This window comes from Rhodobium orientis, from assembly GCF_003258835.1.
Taxonomy (GTDB): Bacteria; Pseudomonadota; Alphaproteobacteria; order Rhizobiales; family Rhodobiaceae; genus Rhodobium; species Rhodobium orientis.
The window spans coordinates 1-18,389 of record NZ_NPEV01000030.1 but is presented as its reverse complement, the minus strand read 5'-3'; the positions used below and the strand labels follow the sequence as shown (position 1 = coordinate 18,389).

The window sequence follows — 18,389 nt, the reverse complement described above, 5'->3', positions numbered from 1 at the left end:
CCCTCACTTGCTCTCCGGATCGAACACCCCGTCCCAATCGTCCGGCAGCGCTTCGGTCCTGAGCCGCGCAATGCGATACCCCATCGCCGCGGCATAGTCGGTGAGCCGGCCGGCGGAAAGGGCGGGGAGGTCGGCGAGATGCGAGAGCGCGATGTCCCAGGCCCGCCCCCGATAGGCGGCGAGCATCGCGGCCTGCGTCTCCCGCAGCCGGACAAGGTCGATTTCCCCGGCAATGCCGGCATCGCCCAAGAGGGCCGACACCGTCAGCGCCGTCCGCTTGCCCTTGACCCGCACCCGGTCGAGTTCGAGAAACTCGTAGCCCTTGGCCGCCACGACCGTCGCCTCGCCGGCAAGGACGGGGACGCCGTAGAATTTGGTGAGGCCTTCCAGTCGCGAGGCGACGTTGACGTCGTCGCCGATCACCGAATAGTCGAAGCGCTGTTCGGAGCCGAGATTGCCGACGCAGCATTCGCCCGTGTTGATGCCGATGCCGATGGCGACCGTCGCGGTCCCTTCGTGCTCGGCGTTGAACGTTTTCAGCGCCGCCAGCATGTCGAGCGCGGCGCCCGCCGCGTTGCTCGCATGGTCCGGATCGTCGACCGGCGCGTTCCAGAACGCCATCACCGCATCGCCCATATATTTGTCGATGGTGCCGCGGCGCGACAGTATGACGTCGGTCATCGGCGTCAGGAACGCGTTGAGGAAGCGCGTCAGCGTCTCCGCCTCCATGCCCTCCGACAGGGTCGTGAAGCCGCGAATGTCGGAGAAGAGGAGCGTCATGGGGCGCATCTCGCCGCCGAGCTTAAGTCGCGCCGGATCGGCCGCCACCTCGTCGACGAGGTCCGGCGCGAGGTAGCGGCTGAAGGCGTTGCGGATCTCGCGCCGCGCCCGCTCCTTGGAAAAGATCACGGTTGCCGACGCCGCAAAGAGCGCGCCGAGCGCCGTGCCGGCCGGGAACACCGGGTCGATGAAGAGCCCCTGCCGGGTGAAGGCGAACCAGCTTGCAAGGCAGAAGAGGGCGGAGAGCGACAGCGCGACGGGAAGCGCGCCGCGCACCGGCAGCTTGGCGACGACGACGGCGGAGAACAGCGCACCGAGGACGGCAGCGACGATCTCCAGCCCCGGCGCCCAGTCGGGCCGCGCCAGCCATCCGCCGGAGACGATGTGCTCGATCACCTGGGCGTGCACCTCGATGCCCGGAACGACGGCGGCGACCGGCGTTGCCCGAAGGTCGAACAGCCCCGCCGCGCTGGTGCCGACCAGGACGATGCGGCCCTTCAACTCCTCCTCCGGGACAGCGCCCCCAAGGATCTTCCAGGCCGGGATAGTGCGTCCCGGTGCCGGCTTCGAATAGCGCACGACGACGGCGCCGTTCGCATCGGTCGGCACGGTGATGTCGCCGATACGGATGGCGTTGAGCCCGGTCGTGGCGCCGAACGCCGTCTGGCCGCTCGCATTGGAGGCCCGCAGCACATAGGTCGAGGCGCCCTGCGCCACCCTGAGCGCCTCGGCGGCAAGCGTCGGCACGAAGCCGTCGGGGCCGGACAGCACCATCGGCACGCGCCGGATCACCTGGTCCCGGTCGGGCAGCCAGTTGATGGCGCCGATCCCCTTGGTGTTTTCGGCAAGCACGTCGAGCGGCGCCGTCGCGCCCGCATAATGGCGGATGAACGGCGTCGGGTCGTCGCCGGCAACCGCATAGCCCGCCTTCACCGGCAGCGTGCCGCCCGGTGTCTGGGTCAAGGCCGCGGCAATGACGGACCCCGTCTCGCCGAGCGCGGAGGCGAACGAGATGTCGTGCGGGACGGAGAGCTCCAACGCCCTGGCGAGCGCGCGCCGCGCCGGGGTGTCGGAAAGCGTCGTCAGCACCTCTTCCGGCGAGGTGCGGTCGGGCTCGGCGAAGAGGAAATCGAAGACGATGGCCGCCGCGCCCGCGTCCCTGGCGAATTCGGCGATCGCCGCCAGCCGGTCGCGCGGCCAGGGCCATTGGCCGAGCCGTGCCAGCGAGGCCTCGTCGATGTCGACGATCCGGACCGGCAGCTCCGGCGTCCAGACTCGCGGCAGGGCCCGCTGATAGGCATCGAAGACGAGGTTGGAAAGGTTGGTGAGCGTCTCGGGAAGGGCGACACGGCCAAGGAACGCGGCGGCGACGATGACGCCGGCGGCAAGGATCGCCAGCCCCGACGACTGCCGCGGCCGCCGTGTCCGGCGCGGCGCACCGGCCGCCATGTCAGAACCGGGCCAGGATCCGTCCGGCCACCGCGTGATTGTCGAAGTCGCGGGTCGGATCGTTGGAGTCCTGCATCTCGTAGCGGTAGTCGAAGCGGAAATCGACGTTCTCGGCAACGAGGTCGCGCAGGATCACCGACCCGCCGGGGGCGAGATAGGTGTCTCGCCGGTCGGCGCCGCCGACGGTGACGGGCTTGTCGAACCAGCGCTGGAAGAGACCGACATTGGGGCCGGCCAGCAGCCATTCGGCGAACGGGTAGTAGTATTCCAGCTTCGTTCCGGCCTCGAAATAGCGCCCCGGCTCGAACCCGCTCGGGATGACGACGCCCGGCCTTGTGTCGACGCCGCTCCAGCGCAGCCGCGGCTTGACGATGATGGCATCTGCATCGTCGATAAGGCCGCCATAGCCGAAATGGCCGCGCACATCGATGACGGCGCCATCGTCGGAGACCCAGCGGTCCGCATAGTCGCGCCAGGTGGCGCGTATTTCGATCGATTGCAGGGCGCCCTGCAGGTAGCCCTCGAAGCCGAGCGAGGCGCCGACCTCGCCGAAGAAGCTGCCGCCGTCGAGGAAGGCATAGCCGCCGACAAGGGCCGGGCGCACGGCAATGGTCGGCGTCAGGTCGAACAGCGGGCCGGTATCGGCCGAAAGGGCGAAATTGTCGAGGACGTCGAGATCGCCGAAGATCTCGCCGCTGCCCTCGATCATGGTGCGCCAGCGCTGCGAGCCGAAGGAGCGCTCGTCGAGGATGCGGATGACGGAAAAGGCGTTGCCGTCGTCGGTCTCGCCCGGCGAGGGGAACTGGCGCGGGTTCGACTGGTAGGCGCCGCCCAGCTCCAGGAACACCTGGGTGGAGGACGGCTGCAGCCGTCGGCGCATGCGCATCAGGCCGCTGATCGCCTCGGCATTGTCCGGATGGTGGACGAGGATCCGCTCATAGGTGGCGAGCGCCTTGCGGTATTCGCCGCGCGCCTCGGCCCGGGCCGCATAGGCGTTGTTGATCATCGGATCGGTCGGATCGGCGAGCACCGCGCCGTAGCCGGAATCGATCGGCCCTTCGGCGAAGGCCGGCACTGCGATCCCGGTCAGAAGGAGCGTGCCGGCGAGGAGGGCGGCGAGACGTGTCATGCGGTTCCGGCGTCCCGTGGTCGTCAATGCGGTCATCTCGGCGGCCCAAGGTTCTCGGCAAGAAATTCTCAGGCGAAACTACCAAACGATAACGCCCGCGCAATGTGTTTTGGAAACTGCCTGTGGATTTGAGTGCGAAGTGTTGCATTCTGGTGCTGGACAAAGCCTTCGCTGTTGGGCGACAACGTTGCCGAGGCCGGACGATGGCTTGGCCAGAGGTCTTCCTGGCGCGACAATGCCGGGGCAGGCGGAACGGGGCAGGGAAGGCGGAACGCAATGATTTCGGTCAGACGCAAAATTCTGCCGCTCGTCGCGGCCGGTGTGATGGCTGCCAGCGCGGCGGCCGCCCATGCCGCCGACCGCATCGGCGTCGCCTCCGCCATCCAGCGCGACGTGACGGGCACGCTGGCCAGCCAGGTGCGCAGCCTCTCCCCCGGCAACGGCGTCTTCGGCAACGAGCGCATCGCCACGCGGGAGAAAAGCACCGCGCAACTGCTGTTCCTCGACGAGACGAGCCTGTCCATCGGCCCGGTTTCCGAAGTCGTGCTCGACCGCTTCGTCTACAATCCGGGCGGCACCGCCGAGGAAGTCTCGGTGGAGGCCGTGAAGGGTGCCTTCCGGTTCGTGTCCGGCTCCTCGAATTCGCAGAGCTACAAGGTCAAGACGCCGCTCGCGACCATCGGCGTGCGCGGTACCGTCTTCGACCTCGTCGTCCAGGCCCAGAAGGTCATCGTCATCCTCGTCGAAGGCGCGGTCGACGTCTGCGTCGACGGCACCTGCACCGGCATCGTCCGGCCCGGCCGCTTCATCGTCGTCAGGGCGAACGGCGGCATGGAGGGCCCGCGCCGCTGGGACGATTCGCTGCGCAACGTCCTCGGCAAGGTCTCCTTCCCGCTGTTCGGCAACCACCTCGACGCCGATCGCAGCCGGCCCTACGGCATCACCGATGCCCGCGACCGCGTCGACGAGATCGAGACGCGCGAGCGCGAGCGCTACTACCGCCGCTTCTTCGACAATGACGGCGACGTCACCGATCCCGATGTCGGTGTCGAAGGGCGCCGCCGGCGCTGAACGTGCCGCGATAACGGCATCCCGCAACCCGCCGTCTGCTGCGACATCCCCCTTTTTGCCGCGCCGTCCCATGCTATAGATGGGGCCAAAGATGCCCGCCGGACCCGTCGTCCGGCCACGGGGCGCCAAGGAGGGAGTTTCAAGAAATGACCGCAGCGATCATCGGCTGGGCCCATTCGCAATTCGGCAAGCTCGGCGAGGAAACCGTCGAGAGCCTGATCGTCGACGTCGCCAACCGCGCCGTCGCCGATGCCGGCCTTGAGGCGCGCGACGTCGACCAGATCCTGCTCGGCCATTTCAATGGCGGCTTTTCCGCCCAGGACTTCACCGCCTCGCTGGTGCTGCAGGCCGACCCGGACTTCCGCTTCAAGCCGGCGCTGAGGGTGGAAAACGCCTGCGCCACCGGCTCGGCTGCCGTCCACCAGGGCCTGACCGTCATCGCCGCCGGCAAGGCGCGCTTCGTGCTCGTCGTCGGCGTCGAGCAGATGACGACGACGCCGGGCCCGGAGATCGGCCGCAACCTCCTGAAGGCGTCCTACCTGCCGGAAGACGGCGACACGCCGGCCGGCTTTGCCGGTGTCTTCGGCAAGATTGCGCAAGGCTATTTCCAGCGCCACGGCGACAAGTCCGACGCGCTCGCCGCCATCGCCGCCAAGAACCACAAGAACGGCGTCAACAACCCTTTCGCCCAGATGCGCAAGGATCTCGGCTTCGACTTCTGCCGCGCCGAATCGGAAAAGAACCCGTACGTCGCCGGTCCCCTGAAGCGCACGGACTGCTCGCTCGTCTCCGACGGCGCCGCCGCGCTGGTGCTGACCGATACGGCAACCGCGCTCGGCCGCGACAAGGCGGTCGCGTTCCGCGCCGCTTCCCACGTCCAGGATTTCCTGCCGATGTCGAAGCGGGATATTCTCAAATACGAGGGCTGCGGCGTTGCCTGGCAGCAGGCCCTTGCCGAGGCCGGCGTCACCCTCGACGACCTTTCCTTCGTGGAGACCCATGACTGCTTCACCATTGCCGAACTGATCGAATACGAGGCGATGGGACTGACGAAGGAAGGCGAGGGCGAGCGCGCCATCCTGGAGGGCTGGACGGCGATGGACGGTAAGCTGCCGGTCAATCCGTCGGGCGGCCTGAAATCGAAGGGCCATCCGATCGGCGCCACCGGCGTTTCCATGCACGTGCTGACGGCGATGCAGCTTACCGGCACGGCCGGCGACATGCAGGTCAGGGACGCTTCCCTCGGCGGCGTCTTCAATATGGGCGGCGCCGCCGTTGCCAACTACGTCTCGATCCTGCAGGCGATCAAGTAGCCGCGGAGCGGCCTCGAAGAAAAGACCGGGAAACGGCTGCAACCGGCCAAAAAGCCCGACCAGAAGCGGCAGGCAAAATGCCGCCTTGTGCTTTGGAGGTCGATCGGGCATCACGCGACAAGGCCGGAGCGGGGCTCCGTTGCCGGCATCGGTGAAGCAATCGCAGCAAGGGTCGTGAGCCATGGAAGAGCCGAAAGACGGCGATGCCGTCCGGATCGAGGATCGCGAGGTCGTCTATCAGGGCTTCGTCACCTTCGAGCGCATGACCGTGACCCATCCGGCCCGCGACGGCACGGAACTCACCGTCGTGCGCGAGGTCCATGACCACGGCTCCGGCGTCGGCGTGCTGCCGGTCGACCCGCGCCGCCGCACCGTCCTCCTGGTGCGCCAGTTCCGCGTGCCGGTCTATCTCGACGACGCCGACGGCCATCTGGTGGAAGTGTGCGCCGGGCTTTCCGACGACGAGGACCCGGACCTGGAGACCACGGCCCGGCGCGAGGCGGCCGAGGAGCTCGGCTACGAGGTCACCTATCTGAGCAAGGTCGGCCACGCCTATTCCTCGCCCGGCATCATTACCGAGAAGATGACGTTGTTCCTGGCCGAATATGGCGAGGACAGCCGGCTCCACGAAGGCGGCGGCATCGCCCATGAGGGCGAGGACATCGAGGTGCTGGAATGGACCTGCGACCAGCTCCGCAGCGCGGTCGTGTCCGGTCGGATCCGCGACGCCAAGACGATCATCCTCGCCCAGGCGCTGATGCTGCACCGCCCGGAGCTGTTCGGCTAGGGCGCAGAAGGCCCGATCCCCCTCCCGCCGGTCCCGATGCCGGCCCTTGCAAACACCTGAAACGGCCGGTCCGATGCGCGGGTCTTCCTCAAGCTTGCGGCGTTCAGCAGCCTTCGTCCTCGTCGCCAGCGGAACCGTGATCGGGCTTGCGGGCACGGATCTGGTGCTGCCCGCGGTGCCAAGCCTGCCGGCCGCGCTCGGCGGCACGCTGGAGCGCGCGCAGCTCGTATTGGCCGCCTTCACCGGCGGCACGGTGGTCGGCCTGCTCATGTTCGGCGAACTGGGCAACCGGTTCGACCAGCGAAAGCTGCTGGCGGCCTCGCTCCTCGTCTACGCCATCGTCTCGGCCCTTGCCGGAACGGTGGGCTCGCTTGATGCGCTGATCGGCCTGCGCGCCGTTCAGGGCGCCTCCGCCACTGCCGCGGCCGTGTTCGCCCCGGGCATCCTGCGGGCGCTCTATGGCGACGACGATGCCGTCGGCGCCCTCGGGCGCATCAGCAGCATCGAGGTGCTGGCCCCGGCGCTAGGCCCGATCGCCGGCCTCTGGCTGCTCAACGCATTCGGCTGGCGGGCAAGCTTTTATCTGCTGGCCACGCTCTCCCTTTGCCTCGCGCTTCTGGTCGTTTTCGGACGGGAGATCATTCCCGCCGCGAAGCGGCAGAACGGCACCGGCGGCTACCGCGGCCTGCTGTCCAACTGGACGTTCCTGCGCAACGCCGTCGAGCATGCGGCAACGGTCGGCGCGCTGCTCCTCTTCGTGTTCGGCGCACCGACCGTCTTCGTCGTCGGCCTCGGGGCGACGGTCACCGACTTCATCGTCATGCAGGCGATCGGGATCACCGTCTTCATCGTGCTGGCCAATATCTCGGGCCGGCTGGTGAAACGGTTCACGGTGGAATGGGTGGTCCGGGTCGGCGCGGTGATGTTCGCGGCCGGAGCCGTCGCCCTGTTCGCCTATGCCATTGCCGGTGGCGGCAGTGCGGCCGTAGTGACGGCGATTTTCCTGGTGGTGAACGCAGGTCTGGGCGTACGCGGCCCGGCAGGCTTCCACCAGGCGATCGTCGCCGCCGAGGACGATGCCCGCGGGTCGGCCTTCGTGATCATGGCGATGCTTGCCGTTGCGGCTGTCGGCACGGCTCTGGTCGCGCCGTTCATCACCGATGGCCTGGTGCCGCTCGCCGCGGTCACGGCAATCCTGGCACTTACCGCGCTGTTGCTGAGGTTTTCCGCGCGCCCGGCGTAACGTTGCTGCCGGCCGAGAACGCCAGGCGCACTGGCGCCGGCCGAGAAATCTCTTCCATGGGGAAATGGTGCGTTGGGCGGCTAATTGTCGGCGTTCTCATGCACCGTCGACACCGCCCTCTGCATTGTCGTCATGCGTGGCTGCGCCAATCAGGCGTAACGCACCTCATCGACCGGCTCGCTGGCCGAGATCAGGTTTTCGCGGGTGCGGATGAGCTGGCGCACCAGCCGACCCGAGGCTTCCTTCTCGTCGCCCTTGCGGATGACATCCAGGATCGCCTTCATGTCCTCTTCGAGGACGGCGACCGAGGCAGGCGTCATCGCGGTGGCCAGAAGGCCGGCGAGGCGCGCCTGCAGCGTGCGGATCGTTTCCATGTGGAGCGGCCGGTCGGCCCCCGCATAGATCGCGTCGTGGAACCGCCGGTCGATCTCGCCGATGGAAAGGCCGCCGCAGCCTTCCTCGCGCAAAAGACCGATCGCCGCTTCCGCCGCCTCGAAGTCGCGCGGCCCGAGCCGTGGCATCGACAGCCGCAGCACGTGCGGCTCCAGTTGCAGACGGATCTCGAAGACTTCCGCGATTTCCGAAGTATCCGGGACGTGGACGAAGGTGCCGCCACCATAGACCACGTCGATCAGTCCTTCGGCTTCGACGCGCCGAAGCGCCTCGCGAATGGGGATCCGGCTAACACCGTAGCGCCGCGCTAAGGTGTCCTGGATCAAAGCCGCTCCGGGCTTGAGGATCCCCGCCATTATGTCGCTGCGCACCGCCTCGACGATGTCAGCAGGCTTTAGTTTTCTTGCATCCATGAATTTGGCCTCTGTATCCATTTCAGGCAACCGATCCACCACTTTTCGAATCATACACGCGGAGCGGTTGATTTCAAAATATAGCATCCGTTGAATTTATCAATAAACCGCAATTCATTTGTATACAAAAGTATAGAAGTATGACACAAAGGAAAAATGAAGCGTCACGCTCCGGCCTGGAGCCGATTTCATCGCTGCTTGACGCTGGCGGATAATGGTTTCAATTCGCAAAAAACAACGCAGTATTTCATAAATTAACAATTGTTGAGGTAATAACCAAAGATATATTTCGAAATAGTAGTCAAATAAAAATCAGTTAAGTGGCTTACTTCGCAGCGTTTCCTGTCATATTGTCGACACAAATCGCCGCCGCCCGCCGGGTGGCGCATAATAACTATACGGTTGGTCGAACGTTTTGGTTCAGATTCTGTCGCGCAATGCGAACCAGCTCATCGCCAGAAAGAGCATCGGCCAGCGCAGCATCTTGCCGCCCGGGAAGCGCGGGATCGGAAGTCTTGCGAATGTATCCAGCTTTTTCTGGTCGCCGGAAATCGCCTCGGCGAGCAGTTTTCCGGCCAAATTCGCGATTCCGACGCCATGTCCTGAGTAGCCGACGGCCGAATAGAGCCCCGGCGTCGGCCGCCTGAGATAGGGCATGCGGGGCACCGTGACGGCCAGCGTGCCGCCCCAGGCATAGTCGATCACAACATCGTGAAGTTGTGGGTAGATCTTCAGCATGTGCTTTCGCACGAAAGCAGGAAGGTCTTTCGGGAAGCTTGGGGTGTAGTTCTCGCCGCCGCCGAACAGCATTCGCCCGTCGGGGCTGAGCCGCCAGTAGTTGATGACGAAGCGGCTGTCGGAGGCCGCCTCGTTGCCGGGAATGAGGGCTCGAGCCCGGTCTTCGCCGAGCGGCGCCGTCGCCAGCACGAAATTGTTGATCGGCATGATCCGCGTTTCGGTCTCGTTGTCGAGCCCTGCGAGGTAGCCGTTGCCGGCAACCACCACCGCCTCGGCGCGGATGCAACCGTCGTCGGTGTCGACCCGCATCGGCTCGCCCTCGTGGATGGCGAGCGCGTGGGTCCGCTCGTAGATCTTGACGCCGAGGCCGTCGGCGGCCCGGGCGAGCCCGAGCGCGAAGTTCAGCGGATGGAGATGGCCGGCCTCCGCATCGCGCGAGCCGCCATAATAGACGTCGGTGCCGAGCGCGGCGCCCACCTCGTCCCGGTCGAGGAGCGTGATGGCGTCGTAGCCGTAGTCGCGGCTGAGCTTTTCCGCATAGGCATGCTCTTCGGCGACGTAGCGCTTCTTGTGCATGGCGTGGATGAGGCCGGGAGCGAGGTCGCAGTCGATGTCGTAGCGGGCGATCAGGTCCTTGACGATCCGCTTGGCATCTTCCGACAGCTCCCACAGATGGCGGGCGTCGTCCTTGCCGACGGCCTTTTCCAGCCAGTCCTGGTCCCGGCGCTGGCCGGAATGGAGCTGGCCGCCATTGCGGCCCGTCGCGCCCCAGCCAATCCGGTTCGCCTCCAGGAGCGCGACCGAAAAGCCGAGCTCGGTCAGATGCACGGCCGTGGACAAGCCCGTGAAGCCGCCGCCGATGACGCACACGTCGGCGGAGGATTCGCCGTACAGCGCCGGCCAGCTCCGCATGCCGATGGCGGTCGCGGCATAATAGGAATCGGTGTGCGGTTCGCCCCCTTGCCGGCTCATCCCATCAGGCCCGCTTTCGTCAGTTCGGACAGGGTGGCATCGAGGGTCTTTTCCACCCGCTCGATGAAGTCGTCGATCTCTTCGCGGGTGATCACCAGCGGCGGCGAGACGATCATGGAGTCGCGCACCGCCCGCATCACCAGCCCGTTCTTGAAGGAGATGTCGCGACACAGCGTGCCGACGTCGCCGACCGGCTCGAACCGCTTGGTGCGGTCCGGTTTCGCCGGCGCCAGTTCCAGGGCCCCGACCATGCCGACCATGCGCGCCTCGCCGACCAGCGGGTGCTCGCCGAGCGCCAGCCATTTCCGCTGCAGATAGGGACCGGTGTCCGAAGCCACCCGCTCCACGATGCCCTCGCGCTTGAGGATGTTGATGTTGGCGATCGCCGCCGCGCAGCACACCGGATGGCCGGAATAGGTGTAGCCGTGGGCGAATTCGCCGCCCTGTTCCAGCGTCTCCGCCACGTGGTCGGCCATCATGACGCCGCCGATCGGCAGGTAGCCGGAGGAAAGGCCCTTGGCGATCGGCATCAGGTCGGGCTTGAGGCCGTAATAGTCGGAGCCGAACCAGGCGCCGAGCCGGCCGAAGCCGCAGATCACCTCGTCGGCGATGAACAGGATCTCGCGCTCCGAGCAGATCCGCTTGATCTCCGGCCAGTAGCTGTCCGGCGGCACGATGACGCCGCCGGCACCCTGGATCGGCTCGGCGATGAACGCCGCCACCTTGTCCTCGCCGAGCGCATCGATCGCCCGTTCCAGCTCGCGCGCCGCCCAAAGCCCGAATTCCTCCGGGCTGAGGTCGCCGCCCTCACCGTACCAGTAGGGCTGGGCGATGTGGTGGATGCCGGGGATCGGCAGCCCGCCCTGGGCGTGCATTCCGCCCATGCCGCCGAGGCTGGCGCCGGCGACCGTCGAGCCGTGATAGGCGTTGTGGCGGGAGATGATCGTCTGCTTTTCCGGCTTTCCCTTGGTCTGCCAGTAGGTGCGGACCATGCGCACGATGGTGTCGTTCGCTTCCGAGCCGGAGCCGCAGAAGAACACCCGGTTGAGGTGCGGCGGCGTGACCTCCGAAAGCAGCTCGGACAGCTTGATCACCGGCGGATGAGTGGTCTTGAAGAAGGTGTTGTAGTAGCCGAGCTCCTTCATCTGGGCATAGACCGCCTCGGCGATCTCTTCCCGGCCGTGACCGATATTGGTGCACCACAGGCCCGCCATCCCGTCGAGGATGCGGTTGCCGTCGGAATCCGTCAGCCAGACGCCGTCGGCGGCGACGATGACCCGCGCCCCTTCCACATTGAGCGCGGCGGTGTCGGTGAACGGATGCCAGTGGTGGCGGGCATCGGCCTCGCGCAGCGCAGCGGTCGGATAGACGTTCGAAAGGACGTTCATGGGGATCGCATCTCCCGAATGTTGAGGACCCGCGAGGGAGGGCGGGTTCTAGACGTTGAGCAGCAGGTATTCCCGTTCCCAGGGCGAGATCACCCGCATGAAGGTTTCGAATTCCTCTTCCTTCATCGCCCCGTAGACGCTGGTGAAACGGCTGCCGAATATGTCGATGAGTTCGCCGGAATTCTCTAAAAGAGCGACGGCGCCCAAAAGGTCGCGCGGCAGGCCGAAGGGCATGTCGCGGGCCGAGCCCTCGATCGCCTTGTCGGGCCTGAGGTCGTGGGTGAGGCCGAGATAGCCGCAGGCGAGCGAGGCGGCGATGGCGAGATAGGGGTTGGCGTCGGACGACGGCACCCGGTTCTCGATGCGCCGCGCCACCGGACCGGAATTCGGCACGCGCAGGCCCACCGTGCGGTTGTCGTAGCCCCACTGCACGTTGATGGGCGCTGCCGAGTGGCGGGTCAGCCGGCGGTAGGAATTGACGTAGGGCGCCAGCATGCACATGACGTGCGGCAGGTAGCGCTGCAGCCCGGCGATATAGGAGAAGAACTGCGGCGTCGCATCGCCGTCCTCGCCGGAAAAGATGTTCGCGCCGGTCTCCGCATCGACGATCGACTGGTGGATGTGCATGGCCGAGCCCGGCTCGTCGGCGATCGGCTTGGCCATGAAGGTCGCGTACATGTCATGGCGCAGCGCCGCCTCGCGGATCGTGCGCTTGAACATGAAGACCTGGTCGGCAAGCTCTAGGGGATCGCCATGGCGCAGGTTGATCTCCATCTGCGCCGCGCCTTCCTCGTGGATCAGGGTATCGATCTCAAGGCCCTGAAGCTCGGAGAAGTCGTAGATGTCGTCGAACAGGTCGTCGAACTCGTTGATCGCCGAGATCGAATAGGACTGGCGGCCGATTTCCGGCCGGCCCGAACGGCCGATCGGCGGCTCCAGCGGATAGTCCGCATCGGTGTTCGGCTTGACCAGGTAGAACTCGATTTCCGGCGCCACCACCGGCGTCCAGCCCTTGGCCTCGAACAGGCCGACGACCCGGCGCAGCACCTGGCGTGGCGCGATCTCGAAGAAGTTGCCGTCGCCGTCATAGGCATCGTGCAGGAGCTGGGCGGTCGGATCGCTCTCCCAGGGAACGACCGCGAGCGTCGAATAGTCCGGCTTGAAGAACAGATCGCCGTCGGTCGGGTCGTAGTCGGCGCTTTCCGGCAGGTCCGGATAGTCGCCGGAGATCGTCTGCATGAAGATCGAGCCGGGCATCGTCATCGTCGTGCCGGAGAAGAACTTCTCGGTCGGCATCATCTTGCCCTTCGGCACGCCGGCCTGGTCCGGCACGATGCACTCGATGTCCTCGATGCGTCGTGCTTTCAGCCAGTCGCGCGCCTCCTCAAGGGAGGCAACGCCCCTTGCCGCCGCAACCGGTGTGTCGGAGGCGCTCATATCTTCATCCAGATGCTTTTCAGCTCGGTGTATTTCTCAAGCGCATGGAGCGACTTGTCGCGGCCGATGCCGGACTGCTTGAAGCCGCCGAACGGCACCGTGATGTCGCTTTCGTCGAAGCAGTTGACCCAGACCGTGCCGGCCCTGAGCGCCCGCGAGGCGCGGTGGGCGGTCGACAGGTCGCTGGTCCAGATCGCCGCGGCAAGGCCGTAGATGGTCTTGTTGGCGATCTCCATCGCCTCGTCGAGGCCGTTGAAGGTGAGGGTGGACAGCACCGGCCCGAAGATCTCCTCCTGGGCGATCCGGTGCTGCGGCGTCACCTTGTCGAAAACGGTCGGCTCGACGTAGAAGCCGCCGGTGTTGACCATCTCGCGCTCGCCGCCGAGCACCAGTTCGGCGCCGTCCTCGCGGCCGGCCGCGATGTAGCCGAGCACGCGCTCCATCTGCTCCTCGGTGACCATGGCGCCGAGCCTTGTGTCGGGATCGAGCGGGTCGCCCGGCCGCCAGCGTCCGGCGGCCGTCGCCAGATGCTCCATCACCTCGTCCTTGATGCTGGCATCGACGAGGAGCCGGGAGCCGGCGTTGCAGACCTCGCCCTGGTTGAAGAAGATGCCGGCCGCCGCCGTATAGGCCGCGGTCTTGATGTCGGCCGCGTCGGCCATGATGATGTGCGGGCTCTTGCCGCCGCATTCCAGCGCGATGCGCTTCATGTTCGACTGGCCGGAATACTGCAGGAACAGCTTGCCGACGTCCGTCGAGCCAGTGAAGGTGACGAGGTCGACGTCCATATGCCGGCCGAGCGCCTGGCCGGCGGTCTCGCCATAGCCGGGAAGGACGTTGAGGACGCCGTCCGGAACGCCGGCCTCCGCGGCGAGTTCGGCGAGCCGGAGCGCCGACAGCGGCGACTGTTCTGCTGGCTTCAGGATCACCGAGTTGCCGGTGGCGAGCGCCGGGCCGATCTTCCAGGAGGCCATCAGCAGCGGAAAGTTCCAGGGAACGACGGCGGCGATGACGCCGAGCGGCTCGCGCACGACCATGGAGAGCGTGTCGTCGGCGCTCGGGCCGATCTCGTCATAGATCTTGTCGATCGCCTCGGCGTAGTAGGCGATGGTGCTGGCGACCAGCGGCACGTCGATGCCCGAGGAATCGCGGATCGGCTTGCCCATGTCGAGGGTTTCGAGAAGCGCCAGCTCGTCCTTGTTCTTGCGGATCAGGTCGGCGAACTTCAACAGCACGCGCTTGCGCTTGCCGGGCGCCAGGCCGGCCCAGCGCCGGTCCTCGAAGGCGGTGCGGGCGGCCGCGACGGCCTTGTCGACGTCGGCGCTGTCGCATTCGGCGACATTGGCGAGCACCTGGCCGGTCGACGGGTTGATGCTCTCGAATGTCTTGCCGGAGGCGGCATCAACGAAGGCGCCGTCGATGAAGGCCTGTGTCCGGGGCTGAAGGTCCGTTGCCGCCTTGTGCCAGTCGTCGCGGGTCGGCTTGTCGAGCATGGTGTCCCTCCGGTGGTCAAATGTCGTCTGAAAGATTTGGCCCGATTTGTGATCACATTCCGGGCTTTTGTCAAATGCAATCCGGGTCCGTCCCGTCGCTAGCCGGGCGCACCGGCCTCGCGGCCGAGATCGACGGAGCCGATAAGCCGCATGCCATCGAGGATGTCGTTGCGGATCGCCTCGCGCAGTCCGGCCTCGTCGCGCCGGGCAATCGCGGCGATCGCCTCCTTGTGCTGGTCGACGAGGGTGATGGTGCCGACCCGCCCGTAGACGGTGCGCATGAACGGGCCGAACTGCAGCCACAGGCTCTCGATCAGCGGCAGCAGCACGGGCGCGTCGGCGGCGCGGTAGACGGTGAAATGGAAGTCGTGGTTGAACTGCATGTAGTTCTCCACGTCGCCGTTCTCCAGGCACCGGTCGAGGGCGTCGTCGATGCCGGTCAGCGCCTTGACGGTGGCGCGGTCGAGGCGGGGCAGGGCAAGGGCTGCGACCTCCGGCTCCAGGAGCACGCGGGCCCGCATCAGGTCGTCGAAGCGCGACGGCGTCATGGTCGGCACGATGACCCGGCCGTTGGCCTGGATCTCCAGCGCGTGTTCGGCGGCAAGCGCCCGGATCGCCTCGCGCACCGGCATCGGGCTGGTGCCGAGCGTTGCCGCAAGGCCGCGCAGGGTCAGCGCCCGGCCGGGCACGATCCGCCCGGTCAGGAGCGCCTGGCGCAGCTCCGCGATCGCCTTGTCGCGAACCGTGCTGCGGGCGCCGGTCTCGGGGGATGTATCCGGGGTGCTGTCGTAGTCGAGGCTCATTCCGCCGCGCCGCTCCTTATATCTCGCCGTCGATGCGCGCCGCCCGTTCACCCCATTCGGGCAATCGCGCTTGACATCGCTTCGAGAAATGTGATCACAATTCGTCCAATTTGCAACGGCAGACATCGCCGCCCAAGATCACGATGTCGACAGCGGCGCCGAAAGCCGGGCGCCGTGGCGGCATCGGGCTCCCGAACGGGCAGCGTTTTCGGAAAAACACTCTTCATGCAGGTATCGATGGACGACCGGACGGACGACAGCGCGGCCACTTTCGACGAGGTTGAGTCCTTCCTCGCCGCCCATCCCGACATCGACGCCGTCGACTACCTGATCACCGACACCAACGGTGTGTTGCGCGGCAAGTGGGCGCCGGCGGATTCCCTGCGCAAGGCGTTCGAGACCGGCATCAACTTTCCGCTCTCCCTGTTCGGCCTCGACATCTGGGGCCGCGAGGTGACGGAGACGGGGCTGCACGTCGAGAGTGGCGATCCCGACGGCTTCTGCCGCGCCGTGCCGGGCTCGCTGCGCAAGGTCTCCTGGGCCGAGCGGCCGACCGCCCAGGCCATGTTGCAGATGTTCACCGACGAGGGCGCGCCGTTCTTCGCCGATCCGCGCCAGCGCCTTGCCGCCGTCGTCGACCGGATGGCCGCCGCCGGGTTTTCCGCGACCTCGGCCTTCGAGCTGGAATTCTATCTGGTCGATCCGGACAGCATCGCCCACGCGACAGACCCGACGCCGGTGCTGCAGGGCAATGGCGGACCCGACCGCCAGAACATGTACGGCCTTGCCGACTTGTCCGATTTCGAGACCCTGTTCTCCGATATCCGCGCCTTCGGTACCGAGCAGGGCCTGCCCATCGACACCATCGTCTCGGAGGCCGCGCCCGGCCAGTTCGAGGTCAACCTGAAGCACCGCGGCGATGCGCTCGCCGCCGCCGACGACGCCATGATGCTGAAGCGGCTGGTGGCCGCCGCCGCAAGGCGCCACGGGCTGAAGGCGAGCTTCATGGCCAAGCCGTTCTTCGACTGGCCCGGCAACGGCATGCACGTCCATGTCTCGCTGATCGGCCGCGACGGCAAAAACGCCTTCGCCGACCCGGAAACCGGCGAAGCCCGGCATCTGGCCGCCATCGCCGGCCTGATGGAGAACATGGCCGCCTCGACGCTGGTCTTCGTGCCGAGCTGGAACGGGTTCCGCCGCCTGCAGCCGGGCTCCTACGCCCCGACCGCGGCGAGCTGGGGCTACAACAACCGCTCTGTGGCGCTGCGCGTGCCGGCGAGCTCGCCTGAGGCGACGCGCATCGAGCACCGCATCTCCGGCGCCGACGCCAACCCCTATCTGGTGCTGACCGCGGTGCTCTCGGCGATGCTCGACGGCATGGAACAGGGCCTGACGCCACCGCCGCCGGTGGAGACCAACGCCTATGAGAGCGCCGCCCCGTCGCTTCCGTCGACGATGCTGGCCGCGCTCAGCGAATTCGCCTCATCCGATTTCATCGCCCGCGCCTTCGGCGCCGACTACCGCGACCTCTACGCAGCGGTGAAACGCGCCGAAATCGACGAGTTCCTGACCGAAATCACACCATTGGAGCGATCGACTTATCTCTAGAACGATAAACTGAAAACGGCCTGTCGGCACACGGCCAGTTGCGTCCTTCCGGTTGTCGGTGGAGGGGTGCGCACCAGGGCCGGGCCGACAAAAGAAAACCGTTGAGCGACGGCGACAAGACTCATAACGTCGAGCGGAGCCGTCAAACCGGAAGATGCCGGAAAACCGGTGCTTCCAGACCTCACCGATCCAGACGAGGGACGATAAGAGACATGCGCAAGCTGCTTTTCACCACCACGCTCATCGCCGGCGTTGCCGCCGCGATGACCGCCACCGTGCCGGCCGCGGCCGCGGACAAGGAAGTCCGCGTCTACAACTGGTCGGACTATATCGACGAAGAGATCCTCAAGGAGTTCACCGAGGAGACCGGCATCAAGGTCATCTACGACGTCTTCGATTCCAACGAGACGCTGGAGACCAAGCTGCTCGCGGGCGGCACCGGCTACGACGTCGTCGTTCCTTCCGGCACCTTCCTGTCGCGCCAGATCCAGGCCGGCGTGTTCCAGAAGCTCGACAAGTCGAAGCTGCCGAACCTGAAGAACATGTGGCCGAAGATCCAGAAGCTGACCGCCGGCTACGATCCGGACAACGCCTATTCGATCAACTACATGTGGGGCACCACCGGCATCGGCATCAATGTCGACAAGGTCAAGGAGCGCCTCGGCGCCGACATGCCGCTGAATAGCTGGGACCTGGTGTTCAAGCCGGAGCTCGCCGAGAAGCTGCAGGATTGCGGCATCCATTGGCTCGATGCGCCGGAAGAGATCTTCCCGACCGCCCTCAACTATCTCGGCTTCCGCGGCGACAGCCACGACACCGACGAGATCGCCAAGGCGGCCGAGATGCTCGACAAGGTCCGCGGCACCGTCCAGAAGTTCCATTCGTCGGAATACATCAACGCGCTCGCCAACGGCGACATCTGCGTCGCCATCGGCTGGTCGGGCGACGTGCTGCAGGCCCGCGACCGTGCCTCCGAGGCCGACAAGGGCGTCACCGTCGAATACATCATCCCCAAGGAAGGCGCGCAGATGTGGTTCGACCAGATGGCGATCCCGGCCGACGCCACCAATGTCGACGAGGCCCATGCCTTCCTCAACTACATCATGGAGCCGAAGGTGATGGCGAAGGCGTCGAACTACGTCTACTACGCCAACGGCAACCTCGCCTCCCAGGAGTTCCTCAACGAGGACGTCATCAAGGACCCGGCGATCTATCCGGACGCCGAGACCTCCGAGAAGCTCTACACCACCACGGCCTATCCGCCGAAGGTGCTGCGCGTCGTCACCCGCGCCTGGACCAAGGTCAAGACCGGCCAGTAAGGCCCGTCCGCGATCCGGCGGCGCGCCCGGGGCCCGGTCCCGGCCGGCGCGCC

General features: G+C 66.3%; 14 protein-coding genes. 6 read left to right on the top strand and 8 right to left on the bottom strand.

Annotation, left to right across the window (positions count from 1 at the left end):
• Nucleotides 1-3 precede the first annotated feature (3 nt).
• Together CH339_RS14015 and CH339_RS14010 are read right to left on the bottom strand one after the other, a co-directional pair.
• Nucleotides 4-2,229 (bottom strand): CHASE2 domain-containing protein, encoded by a 2,226-nt coding sequence (locus tag CH339_RS14015; protein WP_111434987.1) that lies wholly within the window; start codon nt 2,227-2,229, stop codon nt 4-6.
• A 1-nt stretch (nt 2,230) separates the two neighbouring features.
• Nucleotides 2,231-3,358 (bottom strand): tetratricopeptide repeat protein, encoded by a 1,128-nt coding sequence (locus CH339_RS14010; protein WP_111434986.1) that lies wholly within the window; start codon nt 3,356-3,358, stop codon nt 2,231-2,233.
• Between the two features lie 276 nt (nt 3,359-3,634).
• On the opposite strand from CH339_RS14010, the gene CH339_RS14005 reads away from it, so the two are divergent.
• The 4 genes from CH339_RS14005 (at nt 3,635) to CH339_RS13990 (ending at nt 7,772) form a co-directional block, all read left to right on the top strand.
• On the top strand, nt 3,635-4,429 hold the full coding sequence (locus CH339_RS14005; protein ID WP_111434985.1) for a FecR family protein: 795 nt from the start codon (nt 3,635-3,637) through the stop codon (nt 4,427-4,429).
• A gap of 146 nt (nt 4,430-4,575) precedes the next feature.
• Nucleotides 4,576-5,742 (top strand): acetyl-CoA acetyltransferase, encoded by a 1,167-nt coding sequence (locus tag CH339_RS14000; protein WP_111434984.1) that lies wholly within the window; start codon nt 4,576-4,578, stop codon nt 5,740-5,742.
• A 181-nt stretch (nt 5,743-5,923) separates the two neighbouring features.
• Nucleotides 5,924-6,529, top strand: coding sequence for an NUDIX domain-containing protein (locus tag CH339_RS13995; RefSeq protein WP_111434983.1), 606 nt, complete (start codon nt 5,924-5,926; stop codon nt 6,527-6,529).
• Nucleotides 6,530-6,623: 94 nt separating this feature from the next.
• Entirely contained in the window at nt 6,624-7,772 is a 1,149-nt protein-coding gene (locus tag CH339_RS13990) for an MFS transporter (RefSeq protein WP_244668947.1), read from the top strand.
• 149 nt (nt 7,773-7,921) lie between these two features.
• Here CH339_RS13990 and CH339_RS13985 read toward each other — a convergent pair whose 3' ends face one another.
• The 6 genes from CH339_RS13985 to CH339_RS13960 all read right to left on the bottom strand — a co-directional run bounded on the left by CH339_RS13985 (nt 7,922) and on the right by CH339_RS13960 (nt 15,409).
• Nucleotides 7,922-8,578 (bottom strand): GntR family transcriptional regulator, encoded by a 657-nt coding sequence (locus CH339_RS13985; protein WP_170138528.1) that lies wholly within the window; start codon nt 8,576-8,578, stop codon nt 7,922-7,924.
• 420 nt (nt 8,579-8,998) lie between these two features.
• Nucleotides 8,999-10,288, bottom strand: a complete 1,290-nt coding sequence (locus CH339_RS13980) for an NAD(P)/FAD-dependent oxidoreductase (RefSeq protein ID WP_111434980.1) — start codon at nt 10,286-10,288, stop codon at nt 8,999-9,001.
• On the bottom strand, nt 10,285-11,676 hold the full coding sequence (locus tag CH339_RS13975; protein ID WP_111434979.1) for an aspartate aminotransferase family protein: 1,392 nt from the start codon (nt 11,674-11,676) through the stop codon (nt 10,285-10,287). The genes CH339_RS13980 and CH339_RS13975 overlap by 4 nt, the downstream gene beginning before the upstream one ends.
• A 48-nt stretch (nt 11,677-11,724) precedes the next feature.
• Complete coding sequence (locus CH339_RS13970; RefSeq protein ID WP_111434978.1) at nt 11,725-13,113, bottom strand: glutamine synthetase family protein; 1,389 nt, start codon at nt 13,111-13,113, stop codon at nt 11,725-11,727.
• A complete protein-coding gene (locus CH339_RS13965; RefSeq protein WP_111434977.1) occupies nt 13,110-14,606 on the bottom strand; it encodes an aldehyde dehydrogenase in 1,497 nt (498 codons plus the stop codon). The genes CH339_RS13970 and CH339_RS13965 overlap by 4 nt, the downstream gene beginning before the upstream one ends.
• A gap of 98 nt (nt 14,607-14,704) precedes the next feature.
• Nucleotides 14,705-15,409 carry a GntR family transcriptional regulator gene (locus tag CH339_RS13960; protein ID WP_111434976.1) on the bottom strand — a complete coding sequence of 235 codons (705 nt, stop codon included), beginning with the start codon at nt 15,407-15,409 and terminating at the stop codon, nt 14,705-14,707.
• A 225-nt stretch (nt 15,410-15,634) separates the two neighbouring features.
• Between CH339_RS13960 and CH339_RS13955 the strand changes: the two genes are divergently transcribed.
• Both CH339_RS13955 and CH339_RS13950 read left to right on the top strand, forming a co-directional pair.
• On the top strand, nt 15,635-17,017 hold the full coding sequence (locus CH339_RS13955; protein WP_111434975.1) for a glutamine synthetase family protein: 1,383 nt from the start codon (nt 15,635-15,637) through the stop codon (nt 17,015-17,017).
• Nucleotides 17,018-17,229: 212 nt separating this feature from the next.
• The gene (locus CH339_RS13950; RefSeq protein WP_111434974.1) at nt 17,230-18,336 is read left to right on the top strand and encodes a polyamine ABC transporter substrate-binding protein; all 1,107 of its coding nucleotides are present in this window, start codon (nt 17,230-17,232) and stop codon (nt 18,334-18,336) included.
• Nucleotides 18,337-18,389 lie beyond the last annotated feature (53 nt).

Excerpts from the sequence above, each read along its gene's own strand:
- CH339_RS13985 (WP_170138528.1), bottom strand. The coding sequence starts at position 8,578 with ATGGATGCAAGAAAACTAAAGCCTGCTGACATCGTCGAGGCGGTGCGC.
- CH339_RS13975 (WP_111434979.1), bottom strand. The coding sequence starts at position 11,676 with ATGAACGTCCTTTCGAACGTCTATCCGACCGCTGCGCTGCGCGAGGCC.
- CH339_RS13980 (WP_111434980.1), bottom strand. The coding sequence starts at position 10,288 with ATGAGCCGGCAAGGGGGCGAACCGCACACCGATTCCTATTATGCCGCG.
- CH339_RS13970 (WP_111434978.1), bottom strand. The coding sequence starts at position 13,113 with ATGAGCGCCTCCGACACACCGGTTGCGGCGGCAAGGGGCGTTGCCTCC.
- CH339_RS14010 (WP_111434986.1), bottom strand. The coding sequence starts at position 3,358 with ATGACACGTCTCGCCGCCCTCCTCGCCGGCACGCTCCTTCTGACCGGG.
- CH339_RS14000 (WP_111434984.1), top strand. The coding sequence starts at position 4,576 with ATGACCGCAGCGATCATCGGCTGGGCCCATTCGCAATTCGGCAAGCTC.
- CH339_RS13955 (WP_111434975.1), top strand. The coding sequence starts at position 15,635 with ATGCAGGTATCGATGGACGACCGGACGGACGACAGCGCGGCCACTTTC.
- CH339_RS13960 (WP_111434976.1), bottom strand. The coding sequence starts at position 15,409 with ATGAGCCTCGACTACGACAGCACCCCGGATACATCCCCCGAGACCGGC.
- CH339_RS13950 (WP_111434974.1), top strand. The coding sequence starts at position 17,230 with ATGCGCAAGCTGCTTTTCACCACCACGCTCATCGCCGGCGTTGCCGCC.
- CH339_RS13995 (WP_111434983.1), top strand. The coding sequence starts at position 5,924 with ATGGAAGAGCCGAAAGACGGCGATGCCGTCCGGATCGAGGATCGCGAG.
- CH339_RS14015 (WP_111434987.1), bottom strand. The coding sequence starts at position 2,229 with ATGGCGGCCGGTGCGCCGCGCCGGACACGGCGGCCGCGGCAGTCGTCG.
- CH339_RS13965 (WP_111434977.1), bottom strand. The coding sequence starts at position 14,606 with ATGCTCGACAAGCCGACCCGCGACGACTGGCACAAGGCGGCAACGGAC.
- CH339_RS14005 (WP_111434985.1), top strand. The coding sequence starts at position 3,635 with ATGATTTCGGTCAGACGCAAAATTCTGCCGCTCGTCGCGGCCGGTGTG.